The organism is Mesorhizobium sp. 113-3-9, from assembly GCF_016756515.1.
Lineage (GTDB): Bacteria > Pseudomonadota > Alphaproteobacteria > Rhizobiales > Rhizobiaceae > Mesorhizobium.
The window spans coordinates 6,236,415-6,250,034 of record NZ_AP023246.1; the positions used below are offsets into that span (position 1 = coordinate 6,236,415).

Here is a 13,620-nt window from a genome sequence, read left to right on the forward strand (position 1 = left end):
AAAGGTGGTGCGCGAGATGGTCGACATCCAAATTCCGATGGATGCAGCGTGCCGCTGAAAGCAGGAGCTCATATCGAGGCCATGTCCGCCTTCGCGCTTGCGAATTTCGGTGGCTATGACGGGCCAACCCTTGCTCAGAATGAAAGCGCTTTTCCGCCCAGCCCCAAGGCCATCGCCGCTGGCCAGGACGCGATTGCCCGCAGCCATCTCTATCCCGACCCGGACTGGACGGCACTGCGCGGGGCGATCGCGCAAGCCTATGGGGTCGAGCGCGACATGATCCTGTGCGGCGCCGGTTCGATGGACCTGATCAGTTGCACCGTCGCGGCGTTTGCGGGCCCGGGCGAGGAGGTGCTTGGCACCTCCTATGCCTATAATTTCGCCGCATCCGCCGCCGCGCGTGTCGGTGCGGCCTACGTCAAGGCAGCAGAGCACGATTTCACCGTTTCGATCGACAGCATCCTGGCTGCGGTCACGCCCGCAACGCGTATCGTTTTCGTCTGCAATCCGGGCAATCCGACCGGCACCCGTATCCGCAACAGCGAACTGCTGCGACTGCGCGCGGCGTTGCGGCCAGACGTGCTCCTGGTGATCGATCAGGCCTATGGCGAATTCGACGACCAAGACCCCGGGCCGATCCTTGCGCTCGTCGCGCGCGGCGATACCGTCGTGCTGCGTACCCTCTCCAAGGCTTATGGCCTCGCCGGGGCGCGCGTCGGCTGGGGCCTGTTTGCGCCTTCGGTCGCGGCGCAAGTGCGCAAGATGCAGAATTCGAACCAGGTCACGACGCCTAGCCTCGCCATGGCCGTCGCGGCTGTGGAGGACCAGGCCTACATGCGCGAAACGGTGGCCCGCACGGCCGGAATTCGCGACCGGTTTGCGCATGACCTGAGGTCTGCCGGGTACCATGTTCCCGAAAGTCGGGCGAATTTCGTGCTGATCCGCTTCGCCAGCGCAGCCGCCGCGGAGGCTACCGAGAGGACCTTGCGCGGCGCCGGTATCATCGTGCGGAGCCTGGGGGGCTACGGCCTCACCGACTGTTTGCGCGCGACGGTCGGCCCGCAAGAGATGATGGATCGGGCGCTGCGCATACTGATCGACATGCGCGGCGACTAGATCCGGCGACCGCATGTTTTTGCGACTTGCACCCTGGGGAGATTTGAGAGATGCCGTACCTGCCCGTCCGAGACTTCATCGGCTATGGCGAAAAGCCGCCCGCCGCGCAGTGGCCTGGCGGCGCCAAGCTGGCCCTCAACATCGTCGTCAACTATGAGGAAGGCGCCGAATACAGCATCGGCGAAGGCGACGGCGTCTCCGAGGCGATCCTGTCGGACCTTGCCGTGTCCCCGGCGGCGCCGGGTCTGCGTAACCGCAACATGGAATCGCTCTACGAATACGGCTCACGCGTCGGCGTATGGCGGCTGGCCTCGCTGTTCCAGGAAAAGAACATCATCCCGACCTTCTATGTCGTCGGGCGAGCGCTCGAACTCAATCCGGCGGCCGGCCAGGCGATCGCGGCACTTGGCAGCGACATCGTCTGCCATGGCTGGCGCTGGATCGACTACGCGCCGCTGAGCGAGGACGAGGAGCGCCAGCACATTGCCATGACCGTCGACACCGTCCAGCGCCTGACCGGCATTCGCCCGCTTGGCTGGTACACGGGCCGGCCCAGTCTCAACACCCGGCGGCTGGTGGCGGAGCATGGCGGCTTCCTGTTCGACTGCGACGACTACAATGACGACCTGCCTTATTTTGTCGACGTCGATGCCAAGCGGCATCTGGTCGTGCCGCACAGCTTCGACAACAATGACAGCCGGTTCTCGCGCGGCTCCGGCCTGGAGACAGGCAGCCAGTTCTTCGAATATGTCAGCGATGGCGTGGACTGGCTGCTGGCCGAAGGCGAAAAGACGCCGCGCATGATGACAGTCTCGCTGCACTGCCGGCTGGCGGCCAGGCCGGGCCGCATGATCGGGCTCGCCCGCTTCCTCGACAAGATCAAGGCCAATCCGGATATATGGATCTGCCGCCGCTCCGACCTTGCCCAACATTGGCTGGATCGGTTCGGCGGCTGAGAAAGCATTCGGCGGCATTGTTTTGACGCAATTCCGGACGGAAAACCGCTTCACACTTTTCCTGGAATTGCTCTGGCCGCCGGCTAAACCCTACTTGTTCGGAACCTCGTAGACCTTGCCGTGCCATGGCGCCGCGTCGATCTGGTCCAGCGCCATCACGTAGAGTTCTTTCTCGTCCGGTCCGAAGGCGAAATTCGGCATGGACGGCGACGGAACCGAAAGCGTGCGCAGCAGCTTCGCATCCTTGTCGACGACGATGATCTTGCCTGGCGCATCGAGCGAGCGCGGGCTCTGGCCGATATACATCTCGCCGGCCTTGTCCATCTTGATGCCGTCAGGCCAGATATGCGGCTGGTTGGGGAACAGGTCGTCGAGGCGCAGGAAGACGCGGCGGTTGCCCAGGCCGTGGTCGGGCTGGACGTCGAACTCGATGATCCTGTTATCCTCGGTCTCGACCAGGTAGAGGATTTTTCCATCGTTCGACATGACCAGGCCATTGGCATTGTGCAGGTCGCCGGCAACCTTCTTCACGCTGCCATCCTTGCCGATGTAGTAGGCCGAGGCGTCGATCAGCGGTCCGCCCTTGCCGGACCCAGTGAAGTAGATGCCGCCATCCTTGTCGGGCGCGAAGTCATTCGGTCCGCTGAACGGCTTGCCGTCCGTATCCTTGTCATAGGCCGGCAGCGTCTTGCCGTCGGCGGAGATGCGGCCGATCGAGTTGCTGTCGTAGCAGGTGACAAGAAACTCGCCGGATGTCGTCGGTAACACCGCTGAAGGGCCACAACCGTCCATCTTCCAGAAGATCTCGTTCTTCTTGCCGTCCCATACGGTCACCGTGCCGCGGCCGTATTCGACGTAGAAGAGCTTGTCCTGATACCAGATCGGACCTTCGGCGAACCACGCGTCTTCATTGATGACCTTGACGTCTCCCGCATGCGCGGAGGATGTGAGGGCCAGGGCAAACATGGTGCCCAGCAGATGCCATTTGATCATGCGATTCCCCTTTGTTTTCAGATGGTCGAAATCTTCCTCGTCCAGCTTCGCCGGCGTTTCCGGCCGGTCACGGTTTTCGTCGGTTCGTCGAATGGATGGATGGCCGGGCTTCTATGAGCGCAAACGCTTGCCTTCGGGGTCGAAGGGCGGATGCGGCAGCAGGATCGCCTCATGCGGCCTTCCCAGTATGGCGACCGAGACCTTGTCCCCGGCCTTGGCCGAGCCGGCCTTGACATAGCCGAGCGCCAGCGACTTCTCGACGAAATAGCCATAGGCGCCCGAAGACACCTGTCCGATAGGCGTGCCATCGGTGAGGAAGATCGGTTCGCCGCCGGTCGCGTCGGCATCCCTGGCGTCGATCGACAGCATGATGAGTTCATCGCGCGCCGGCTTGCCGGCGATGGCGGCATAGGCATCGCGGTTCAGGAACGCTCCCTTGTCCATTTTGACAAGGCCATCGAACTTGACCTCCTGCGGCCAATATTCGGGCGAATATTCGCGACTCCAGCTACCATAGCCCTTTTCGACGCGCAGTGACATCAGCGCACGCGATCCGACCGGTCCGGCGCCGACTTCGTTGCCGGCCTTGAGCAGCGCGTCGTAGAGCTCGACCTGGTCGGTGGATTTGCAATGCAGTTCCCAGCCAAGGTCGCCGGTGAAGGACACCCTGAGCGCCACCACATCGATGCCGGCGACGGTGATCCGTCGCGACTGCATGAAGGGAAATGCCTCGTTCGACAGATCCTCATTGGTCAGGCGCCGCAGGAGGTCGCGCGAACTCGGTCCCGCCACGTTGAAGCCGCAGAGCTCCTCGGTGCGCGAGCGGAAGGTCGTGCCCTCGGGCAAGGGGACGGCCTTGAAGAACCTTTGGTGGAAGCGTTCGGCCATGCCGGAGCCGATGACCATGAATTCGTCGTCGGCGAGCCTGGTCACGGTGAAGTCGCCGGCGATGCCGCCGCGCTTGCCGATCAGCGGCGTGAGGCAGGAGCGGCCAACCTTTACCGGCATGCGGTTGGCGAACAGCGCATTGAGCCAGGCCTCGGCACCAGTGCCCTTGACCTCGTATTTGGCGAAATTGGAGATGTCGATGATGCCGGCGCGTTCGCGCAGCATGCGCGCCTCGCGGCCCACTGGTTCCCACCAGTTCTGGCGCGTGAAGCCGATCGTCTCCTCGCGCGGCTCGCCCTCGGCGGCGAACCACAGCGGGTGCTCCCAGCCGAAATTGAGGCCGAAGACGGCGTTCATTCCCTTTTGCGTGTCGTAGACGGGCCTGGTGCGCACCGGTCGCCCGGCGGCGCGTTCCTCGTTGGGGAAATGGATCTTGAAGCGATGGCTGTACTGATCCTGGACGCGGGCCTTGGTGAAGGCCTTGCCGGCCCAGTGGCCGAAGCGCGCCATGTCCCAGGCGAACATGTCGAGCGAGGGCTCACCCTCGATCATCCACTCAGCCGCGAGCTTGCCCATGCCGCCCGACTGCGAGAAACCGGGAATGATGCCGTTGCAGCAGAAATAGTTGCTGAGTTCGGGCACCGGCCCGAACAGCACCGCGCTGTCCGGCGACCAGATCATCGGCCCGTTGATCACCTTCTTGACGCCGGCTGTGCCGACGGCCGGCACGCGCGAGATCGCGCGCAGCATGTTCTCCTCGATACGGTCGAGATCGTCGGGAAAGAGTTCGTGGCCGAAGTCCAGCGGCGTGCCGTCCTCGGCCCAGAATTTCATCTTGCGCTCGTAGGCGCCGATGAGCAGCCCGAGGCCCTCCTGGCGCAGATAGTACTCGCCGTCACGATCGGCGACCGAAGGCAAGCGGCGGCCCATGGCGGCGATTTCCGGAATGGTCTCGGTAACGAAATACTGGTGCTCGGTCGGGATCAGCGGCAGCTGCAGGCCAGCCATGGCGGCGACCTCCCTGCCCCACAGGCCGGCGGCGTTGACCACCCATTGCGTACGGATGTCGCCCTTCGGCGTGCGCACGATCCAGCTGCCGTCTGCTTGCGCCTCGGTCGCGGTCACCGGCGTGAAGCGATGGATCTCGGCGCCGCGCTGGCGCGCGCCGGCGGCGTAGGCCGCGGTGACGCCGGACGGATCGACATTGCCGCCTTCCGGCTCGTACATGATGCAGCGTATGCCGTCGAAGTCGACCAGCGGATGCAGCCGCTCCGCCTCGTCGCGCGCGACTTCGTAGAAATTCATCTTGTAGCGCCGCGCCTTGGCCTCCTGGAGCCTCAGCTGATGCTCGCGCGCCTCGGTCTGGGCGAGATAGAGCGAGCCCGGCTGGAAGATGCCGCAACCCTGGCCGGTCTCGGCCTCCAACTCCTTGTAGAGCGCCATCGTGTAGTGCTGGAGGCGGCTGATGTTGGTGGAATCATGCAGGCCGTGAATGTTTGCCGCCGCATGCCAGGTGGAACCGGAGGTCAGTTCGCTGCGCTCGAGGAGGACGACATCCGTCCAGCCGAACTTGGCAAGGTGATAGAGGATCGAGCAGCCGATCAGACCGCCGCCGATGACGACGGCTTGTGCATGAGTACGCATGTTTCTTCCCTTTGTACGGCGACTTTATCCTGGCGTTTGAATTAGCTGACTGGTCAATCGCAGTCGCCCGGCGAGTTCGGGGGCGCAACATGCGCCCCCGAGATATTTGCTGTGGTTGAACCGACCTATGCCTTGTCGAGCCAGACCTTATCCAGTTGCAGTTCGAATGTCTGATGCATGCCAAGGTTCTTCACATAGGTTGCGTGGTGCCGGTACAGCGAACGCCAGAAGGCCTGGATGAGGATGCCGGAGTCCTGCAGAATGGATTCGACGTCCTTCATCAGCTCCTTGCGCTTGTCGACGTCCGCCACGGCGAGCGCCGCGCTGAGCTTCTTGTCGAATTCCGGATTGGCGTAGCCCGACTCGTTCCAGGCCTCACCGCTGCGATAGGCGATCGCCAGCACCTGGACGCCGAGCGGCCGCATGCCCCAATCGGTGGTCGACCACGGATATTTCGTCCAGTCGTTCCAGAACGACGAGCCCGGAATGATGGTGCGCTTGACCTTGAAGCCGGCCTCACGCATCTGCGCGGCGACGACGTCGGCCGGGTCCTTCACATAGTCCGCATCGTAGGAGATCAGCTCGAATTCGTGATCCGTCTGGCCGGCCTCGGCCATAAGCGCCTTGGCTTTGGCGATATCGCGCGGAACTTTAGGCAGCGCGTAATATTCCGGATGGATCGGACAGACATGGTGGTTCTCAGCGACCTGCCCAAGGCCGCTGTAGCCGAGCTTCAGCACCGTCTCGTTGTCGACAGCGAGCTGTATGGCGTTGCGCACGCGTTTGTCGTCATACGGCTTGTTGGTCACATTGGTGCGCAGCACGATGGTGCCGGCGGTGACCACTTGCTCCTTGACCAGCCCCATGCTGTCATAGAGGTCGACCGTGCCGCCCACCGTCTGGTAGTTGCAGTCGATCTCACCGGCCTCGAAGGCGCTGCCGATGGCAGGGTTGGACGCGTCCGATCCGTAGTCGGTCCAGTCGACGCCATCGAGATAGGGCTCGCCGCCGAACCAGGTGAAGTCCTTGCGCCGCCGCACCGAGGCCGACTCGCCGACCTTGTACGAAATCAGCTCATAGGGACCGGTGCCGGGCGTCTTGAGCATGTCGGCGCCGTTCTTGTCGAAGTCGCGATGGACGATGACCGCCGGATAATCGGAAAAGCCCGGAATGATGGTGACGTCGGACTGATTGCATTTCAGCTTCACCGTGTGGTCGTCGACCTTGGTGATGGCGCCGGCCGCGGCTTTCTTGGTGGCGGGATCGATCAGGGAGCTCATGCGCCCGGCCATAGAATTGCCTTCGGCCGCCTTGTCGCACCAGCGTTCGATGTTGTGCACGATGTCGTCGGCGTTGAAGTCGTCGCCGTTCGACCACTTCACGCCCTTGCGCAGATGCAGCGTGTATTGCGTGGCGTCGTCACTCACTTCCCAGCTCTCGACCAGGTGTCCCTCGAAGGTGAAGTCGGTGGTGTAGCGGATCATGTAATCGTTGCACTGGCGCATGACGTTGGCGATCTCGGACCAGTCCCAGGAGCGCGGATCCTTCATGTCCTTGATGATCATCTGCATCTTCAGGATGCCGCCCTTCTTGCCGGGCACGATCGTCGCGGCCTTGGCCGGGGCGATGCCGGCCATCGAATAGGCGAACGCCGTGGAGGCCCCCATCGCGCTTGCCATGGCCAGGAATTCGCGGCGATCCATCTTGCCGCTTTTGACTTCGGCTGCGTAGCTTTCGATAACCGCCGGGACGCGGTCACCGTTGCTCTTGAACATTGTCATCGTTGTTCTCCGGTTCAGGGCTTTCCGCCCGTTACATTCCCCTTGCGATATTCATGTTAGGGGCGATGCAAAAATCCCGGAAGGGCTCAAGCCATGAAGAACCGCCAAAACGCGGCCCTAAAGACCTAAAAAAACGATGCCATTGGCGTGTCAATTTTTTGAGCGCGGGCCTGTCGCCCGCTCGCGGACGGCTATCAGGCGCTGTCTTCGCGTGCTCGCGAGAGGATCCATTCGCGCACAATGCGAGCGATGTTTCCTTTCGAGAGCTGGCTCTCGGTGAGGTAGTAATTCCAGGGGCTTGGCGGCCGAACCGGAAAGGGTTCGACGAGCAGTCCGCGACGCAGATAGGCATGGGCAAGCGACCGCTGGGTGGCGACCAGTCCGGCCCCCATGGCAGCGAGTTCGAGCGCGATGTTGGAGGCGTTCGTCGACAGCCCCTTGTCGTGCTCGTCCATGTCGACGCCGAGCGCGGTGGCAACAACCTGCCAGTATTCCTGGCGGCCGTGCACGAAGATCCAGTCCACCTTGAGGATATCCGCCGGCGCCTTCACGGCATGCTCGCCTTCGAGCAGCGAAGGCGCGCAGAGCAACAGCAGTTCGTCGTTCCAAAGCGGGATGCCGGCGGGAGGGCGATCGTCGAAGCGGCGCGTCGAAATCGTGATGTCGGCGATCTGTTCACTGATATCCTCCCAGATCGTACCGTGCAGCACGATCTCGATCTCGGGATGTTTCTTGCGAAACGCGGCCATGCAGCCCGCCAGCCAGTTCTCCGCCAGGCTCATCGGGCAGGAGACGACCACGGTGCGGTTGCGCGAAGAGGTCACGATCGCCTCCGTTGCCTGGTCGATCTGATCGAGGGCCTGGCGCAAGGTCGGCAGGAAGGCCTCGCCCATCTCGGTGAGCTTGAGGCTGCGCGGGTAGCGGATGAACAATTGCCGTCCGATGTAATGTTCGAGCGCGCGGACATGGGTGCTGACCGCGGCCTGCGTGTATCCGAGTTCGTTGGCGGCGGCGGTGAAGGAGAGATGCCGGGCCGAACTCTCAAAGGATCTGATATAGTTCAACGGGGGTGGCGGCTTCATCGCTAACTCCTGCAAGACGCAGTGATAGCTATCCCACAGACAGGGCGGCGTTCAATCGTGACCGACCACAAGACGTGTATTTTTTTGGCCAATGCCGCCGAACTAATTGCGTGAAAGCACGATGAACCCAAATTAATGATGTCGTGACGCAGAGGGGAGTAATGCAAGTGGCTGTGCCGTCGCATCGGCGTGAAGGGCCTGACGCGAGTACCAGCGTTACCGTCCGCCTGGCTGATTTCGTGTTACGGCGGCCGGCGGCGGCATTCCCAGCCTCCGTCCTCGAGCAGGCGCGCTATCTCCTGCTGGACACAATCGGCATTGCCATTGCCGCCGGTCCGATGGAAGCGGGCCGGATTGCCCGCGACACCGCAGCACTTCTCTACGGTTCGACCGACCCGCGGCATTCGGCACGCATGCTTTTCGATGGACGTCGTGCCAGCATCGCTGGAGCCGCCTATGCGGCCGCGACTCAGATCGACAATCTCGACGGCCATGACGGATACAGCCCGACCAAGGGCCATATCGGCGTCGCTGTCGTGCCGGCGCTGGCAGCCCTTGCCGAGGCACGCCCCGACCTTGGCGGGCCGGAGGCACTGGCGGCCCTGGTCGTCGGCTACGAAATTGCCGGGCGGGCGGGCATCGCGCTGCACGCGACTGTGTCGGACTACCATACATCAGGCGCCTGGAATGCGCTGGGCGTCGTCGCGGTGGCGGCGAGGTTGCGGCGGCTCGACGACAATCAACTGCGCCAGGCGCTTGGCATTGCGGAATATCACGGCCCACGCAGCCAGATGATGCGCGAGATCGCGAACCCGACGATGCTGCATGACGGCTCGGGCATCGGCACGCTGGTCGGCCTGTCCGCGGCAGTGCTCGCCGAACGCGGCTTTACCGGCGCGCCGGCGATCACGATCGAGGAGCCCGAGGTCGCGCCGCATTGGCAGGATCTCGGCGCCTTCTGGCAGGTGCTGCATCAGTATGTGAAGCCGTACCCGATCTGCCGCTGGGCGCACGCCGCGATCGACGCGACGCGCGGGCTCTGCCATGCGCATCATCTCGCGCCCTCCGACATCAGCCACGTCGAGGTGAACAGCTTTCATTACGCCGCCACGCTGTTCGACGGCATGCCGGACACGACCTCGATGGCGCAGTACAGCCTGCGCTTCGCCGTCGCGACCTTTATCGTCCATGGCCGTATCGGACTCGAGCACATTTCCGGCAGCGGGCTGGAGGATGCTGCCGTGGCGGATATGCTGAGCCGCATCACGGTCCTGGAGTCGGAGCGCCACAGTGCCCGTTTTCCGGCGGGCCGATGGGCCGACGTGGCGATCACGACATCAGATGGGCGGATCCTCGCTTCCGGAGACGTCCATGCGCGCGGCGGACCGGAGGCGCCGCTGACCCAAGCTGAAATCGAGGACAAGTACATGGAATTCGCCGCGCCGGTGCTCGGACAAGGCCGCGCCGAGGCGATCCGCGACGCGGTGCTGTCGCTCAGCGACCGCGACAGCCTCTTCAGCGATCTGTCGGCATTGCTCTACGATCCTCCTGTCATCACCAGGATGCTGCAACGGCCAGCGTGGTAGCGGCCGGACAGCGGCAGCGGCGGTCACACACGGCATCGAATACCATCACGCACAGAGGACACAGATGACCCGCCCGCAAGGAACCATCGCACCGATCCTGACGCCATTCGCTGACGACGGCGGCATCGCACGCGACCTCTTTGTGTCCCATGCCAGATGGGTGCTGGACCAGGGCGCGCATTTCCTGTCCCCCTTCGGCACCACCGGCGAGGCGCTGTCGCTCTCGCTGGGTGAGCGCATGCGGGCGCTGGAGTGGCTGATCGAAGCCGGCATTTCGCCAGATCGTCTGATGCCCGGCACCGGCGTCACCGCGCTGCCCGAAACCGTCGAACTGTCGAAGCACGCGGTCGGGCTCGGCTGTGCCGGAGTGATGGTGCTGCCGTCCTTCTTCTACACCGCCGCCGGCGATAACGGCCAGGCGCGCTACTACAGCGAACTGATCGAGCGGGTGGCGAACCCGGCAATGAAGATGATCCTCTACCATATCCCGCAGAACTCGGGCGTGCCGGTGAGCCCGGCCTTGACCGCCCGGCTGAGCGCGGCGTTTCCCAACACCGTTGTCGCCTACAAGGACAGCGCTGGTGACTGGAACAATACGGCAGCGGTGATTGCCGCCGCCCCCGAAGTTGCGGTGTTCCCGAGTTCCGAAGCGCAACTGACCAAGGGCCTGGCCAGCGGCGCGGCAGGCTGCATCTCGGCCACCGTCAACCTCAATGCGGCGGCCATCCGCTCCCTTTACGATCGCACGCTGGCCGGAGAGGATGTTGCCGAAGCGGATGCCGCGATCAAGGCATTCCGCAAGATCATCCAGGATGCCGGTCTGATCCCGGCGATGAAGGCCGTTCTAGCAGTGCGCTCGGGTGACAAGCGCTGGCTGAACCTGCGCGCTCCACACGAGAATGCAACGCTTGAAAGCGGTCAGAAGCTGCTCGCGGCGCTCGGCTCTTCGGCAGATCACATTGGCCGGAACTGAGCGGCACCATGTCGGCTGAGCCATCCGTCATCCTGCACACAGACCGGCCGGGCGCGGCGCTGGCCGTGCTGATGGAGACGCATCCGGACCTCGCGATCCATGCTTGCGACAGTTACGCCGCCCTGCCCGAACTGATCGGGCGCGTGGCGGCGGAAGTGGTTTATTCCGTCCGCTTCGACGGCACGCCGCGCTTTCCGCGCCAGGCCCTGGTCGAAAGCCCGACCGTGCAATGGGTCTCGGTCGGCGGCTCCGGCACCGATCATCTCGGATATTGGGACCCGGAGCGGCTGACGGTGACGAACGCCGCGGGCGTTGCCGCCGGCATGCTTGCCGAATATGCGCTCGGCGCCATGCTGTCCTTCTCGCTCGACCTGCGCGGCTTTGCGGGCCGCCAGCAGGCACGACAGTGGGGCGGCGGCCGCGTCGAGCCGATCGAAGGCAAGACGGTGTTGATCATCGGCCTTGGCAAGACCGGCGAGGCCGTCGCCATACGGGCGCAGGCGATGGGCATGCGCACACTGGGCATCCGCGCACGCCCCAAGCCGACACCAAGCCTGGATGAGGTTCATGGCGTTGACGCGCTGCTGCCGCTCGTCGGCCGCGCCGATTTCATTATCTGCTGCGTGCCTTTGCTGCCGACCACGCGCGGCCTGCTCGGCAAAGCGGCCTTCGCAGCGATGAAGCCCTCCGCCGTGCTCATCGATATTTCGCGCGGTGGCGTGGTCGATGAGACCGCGCTGCTCGAAGCCCTTGACGACAAGCGGATCAAGGGGGCGGCGATCGACGTCTTTGCGACCGAGCCGCTGCCCGCCGAGCATCCTCTCTGGGGTTACGACAACGTCGCCATCACGCCGCATTGCGCGGCGGTCTATGACGGCTGGGACATCAAGTCGGTGCGCATGTTCACCGACAATCTGGCGCGCTATCGCCGCGGCGAGCCGCTGGAGAATGTGGTCAGTCCGGAGCGCGGCTATTGAAAGCAATTCCAGGAAAAGTGTGCAGCGGTTTTCCGTCCGGAATTGCGAAAAAGAGAGTCGGGAAGGAATAAATCCGATGTCACAGGACAGGCGCGGCGGCGGCCGCAGATCGAAGCTCGGGCGCAGCGGTGGCGGCATCGCGCAACTGCCGTGGCAGAGCGTCAAGAATCCCTATCCGCCCATGCAGCTTCTCGACGAAGAGCGGATGCAGCAACTGCACGACACCTCGATGCGTATCCTGTCCGAACTCGGCATCCGCGTCATGAGCGAGCAGGTGATGGACCTGTTCGCTTCCGCCGGCGCCATCGTCGATCGCGAAGAGAAGACCATCCGCATCGATGAGAGCCTGGTGCGCGAGGCGCTGCGGGCGGTGCCGTCCTCCTTCACGCTGACCAGCCGCAATCCGGAAAAGCAGGTCCATCTCGGCGGCAACTCGCTGGTCTTCGGCCTGGTGGCCGGCCCGCCCAACGTGCATGACCGCATCAACGGCCGCCGTCAGGGCAATCTTGCCGACTACCAGAACTTCATCCGGCTCGCGCACCATTTCAACGCCATCCACATCATCGGCAACCAGGTGGTGGCGCCGATGGAGCTGCCGGCGAATGCGCGCCATCTCGACACCTACCATGCCAATCTGACGCTGAGCGACCTCTCCTTCCATTGCACCGCGATCGGCCGCGCCCGGGCCATGGACGGCATCAACATGATGGCGATCGCGCGCGGTATCTCCGTCGAGGAGATGCGCGCCTCGCCTGGCGTGACCACGATCATCTCGATCAACTCGCCGCGCCTGTTCGACGACGCCATGGCGGAGGGCCTGATCGCCATGGCGGAGCACGGCCAGCCGGTGACCGTCACGCCTTTCACGCTGATGGGCGCGATGACGCCGGTGACGCTGGCTGCCGCACTCTGCCAGCAGAACGCGGAGGCGCTGTTCGGCGTGGTGCTGACGCAGCTCGTCAATCCCGGCACGCCGGTGATGTATGGCGCCTTCACCTCCAATGTCGACATGAAGTCCGGGGCGCCGGCCTTCGGCACGCCTGAGAATGCCAAGGCCAATATCATCGCCGGGCAATTGGCGCGGCGCTACAAACTACCCTATCGCACCTCAAATGCGAATGCCTCGAACGTGGTCGACCTGCAGGCCGCCTACGAGACGGAAATGGCGACGTGGGGGGCGGTGCTCGGCGGCGCCAACCTGATCTACCACGCGGCAGGCTGGCTGGAGGGCGGGCTGACGGCGTCCTATGAAAAGCTCGTGCTGGACGTCGAGATCCTGCAGAACATGATGGAGTTCCTGCGGCCGCTGCCGTTCCAGGAGGACGATTTGGGGTTCGAAGCGATCAAGTCGGTGCCGGCCGGCGGCCATTTCTTCGGCGCCGAGCACACCATGTCGCGCTACACCACCGCCTTCTACCAGCCGATGCTCTCCAACTGGCAGAACCATGGCGCCTGGGAGGAGGCCGGCGGCAAGGACGCGCTGGAGCGGGCGACGGAGCTCTGGCAGCAGGCGCTGCACGATTACGAAGAACCGGTGATGGACCCCGCGATCCGCGAGGAGCTCGACGCCTATGTCGCGCGCCGCCGCGAGGAAATCGCCGCCAATCCGGAAGGTTAGGACCTC

At 63.9% G+C, this 13,620-nt stretch carries 10 protein-coding genes; 6 read left to right on the plus strand and 4 right to left on the minus strand.

Going from position 1 to position 13,620, the window contains the following annotated elements; all coding sequences use genetic code 11:
* Positions 1 to 48: 48 nt before the first annotated feature.
* Positions 49 to 1,116, plus strand: a complete 1,068-nt coding sequence (locus MesoLj_RS30425) for a pyridoxal phosphate-dependent aminotransferase (RefSeq protein WP_244735208.1) — start codon at positions 49 to 51, stop codon at positions 1,114 to 1,116.
* A gap of 50 nt (positions 1,117 to 1,166) precedes the next feature.
* Entirely contained in the window at positions 1,167 to 2,072 is a 906-nt protein-coding gene (locus MesoLj_RS30430) for an allantoinase PuuE (protein WP_202323629.1), read from the plus strand.
* Positions 2,073 to 2,162: 90 nt separating this feature from the next.
* On the opposite strand, the gene MesoLj_RS30435 is transcribed toward MesoLj_RS30430, so the two are convergent.
* The 4 genes from MesoLj_RS30435 to MesoLj_RS30450 form a co-directional block, all read right to left on the minus strand.
* On the minus strand, positions 2,163 to 3,065 hold the full coding sequence (locus MesoLj_RS30435) for an SMP-30/gluconolactonase/LRE family protein (protein WP_202323630.1): 903 nt from the start codon (positions 3,063 to 3,065) through the stop codon (positions 2,163 to 2,165).
* 111 nt (positions 3,066 to 3,176) lie between these two features.
* Positions 3,177 to 5,597 carry a GcvT family protein gene (locus tag MesoLj_RS30440; RefSeq protein WP_202323631.1) on the minus strand — a complete coding sequence of 807 codons (2,421 nt, stop codon included), beginning with the start codon at positions 5,595 to 5,597 and terminating at the stop codon, positions 3,177 to 3,179.
* Between the two features lie 125 nt (positions 5,598 to 5,722).
* On the minus strand, positions 5,723 to 7,378 hold the full coding sequence (locus MesoLj_RS30445) for an ABC transporter substrate-binding protein (RefSeq protein ID WP_202323632.1): 1,656 nt from the start codon (positions 7,376 to 7,378) through the stop codon (positions 5,723 to 5,725).
* 194 nt (positions 7,379 to 7,572) lie between these two features.
* Positions 7,573 to 8,460: a LysR substrate-binding domain-containing protein gene (locus tag MesoLj_RS30450; protein WP_140769596.1), complete on the minus strand. Its 888-nt coding sequence runs from the start codon at positions 8,458 to 8,460 to the stop codon at positions 7,573 to 7,575.
* A 167-nt stretch (positions 8,461 to 8,627) separates the two neighbouring features.
* Here MesoLj_RS30450 and MesoLj_RS30455 point away from each other — a divergent pair, with 167 nt between their 5' ends.
* From MesoLj_RS30455 to MesoLj_RS30470, 4 genes are all read left to right on the plus strand, one after another.
* Positions 8,628 to 10,046, plus strand: coding sequence for an MmgE/PrpD family protein (locus MesoLj_RS30455; RefSeq protein ID WP_244735209.1), 1,419 nt, complete (start codon positions 8,628 to 8,630; stop codon positions 10,044 to 10,046).
* A 64-nt stretch (positions 10,047 to 10,110) separates the two neighbouring features.
* On the plus strand, positions 10,111 to 11,019 hold the full coding sequence (locus MesoLj_RS30460) for a dihydrodipicolinate synthase family protein (protein ID WP_202323633.1): 909 nt from the start codon (positions 10,111 to 10,113) through the stop codon (positions 11,017 to 11,019).
* 8 nt (positions 11,020 to 11,027) lie between these two features.
* Positions 11,028 to 11,996: a D-2-hydroxyacid dehydrogenase gene (locus tag MesoLj_RS30465; protein WP_202323634.1), complete on the plus strand. Its 969-nt coding sequence runs from the start codon at positions 11,028 to 11,030 to the stop codon at positions 11,994 to 11,996.
* Positions 11,997 to 12,072: 76 nt separating this feature from the next.
* Positions 12,073 to 13,614 carry a trimethylamine methyltransferase family protein gene (locus tag MesoLj_RS30470; RefSeq protein ID WP_202323635.1) on the plus strand — a complete coding sequence of 514 codons (1,542 nt, stop codon included), beginning with the start codon at positions 12,073 to 12,075 and terminating at the stop codon, positions 13,612 to 13,614.
* The last annotated feature ends 6 nt before the right edge of the window (positions 13,615 to 13,620 follow it).

Bases quoted from the DNA above. Each gene is read 5' to 3' on its own strand.
- MesoLj_RS30465 (WP_202323634.1), top strand. From the start codon at position 11,028: ATGTCGGCTGAGCCATCCGTCATCCTGCACACAGACCGGCCGGGCGCG.
- MesoLj_RS30435 (WP_202323630.1), bottom strand. From the start codon at position 3,065: ATGATCAAATGGCATCTGCTGGGCACCATGTTTGCCCTGGCCCTCACA.
- MesoLj_RS30440 (WP_202323631.1), bottom strand. From the start codon at position 5,597: ATGCGTACTCATGCACAAGCCGTCGTCATCGGCGGCGGTCTGATCGGC.
- MesoLj_RS30430 (WP_202323629.1), top strand. From the start codon at position 1,167: ATGCCGTACCTGCCCGTCCGAGACTTCATCGGCTATGGCGAAAAGCCG.
- MesoLj_RS30470 (WP_202323635.1), top strand. From the start codon at position 12,073: ATGTCACAGGACAGGCGCGGCGGCGGCCGCAGATCGAAGCTCGGGCGC.
- MesoLj_RS30460 (WP_202323633.1), top strand. From the start codon at position 10,111: ATGACCCGCCCGCAAGGAACCATCGCACCGATCCTGACGCCATTCGCT.
- MesoLj_RS30450 (WP_140769596.1), bottom strand. From the start codon at position 8,460: ATGAAGCCGCCACCCCCGTTGAACTATATCAGATCCTTTGAGAGTTCG.
- MesoLj_RS30445 (WP_202323632.1), bottom strand. From the start codon at position 7,378: ATGACAATGTTCAAGAGCAACGGTGACCGCGTCCCGGCGGTTATCGAA.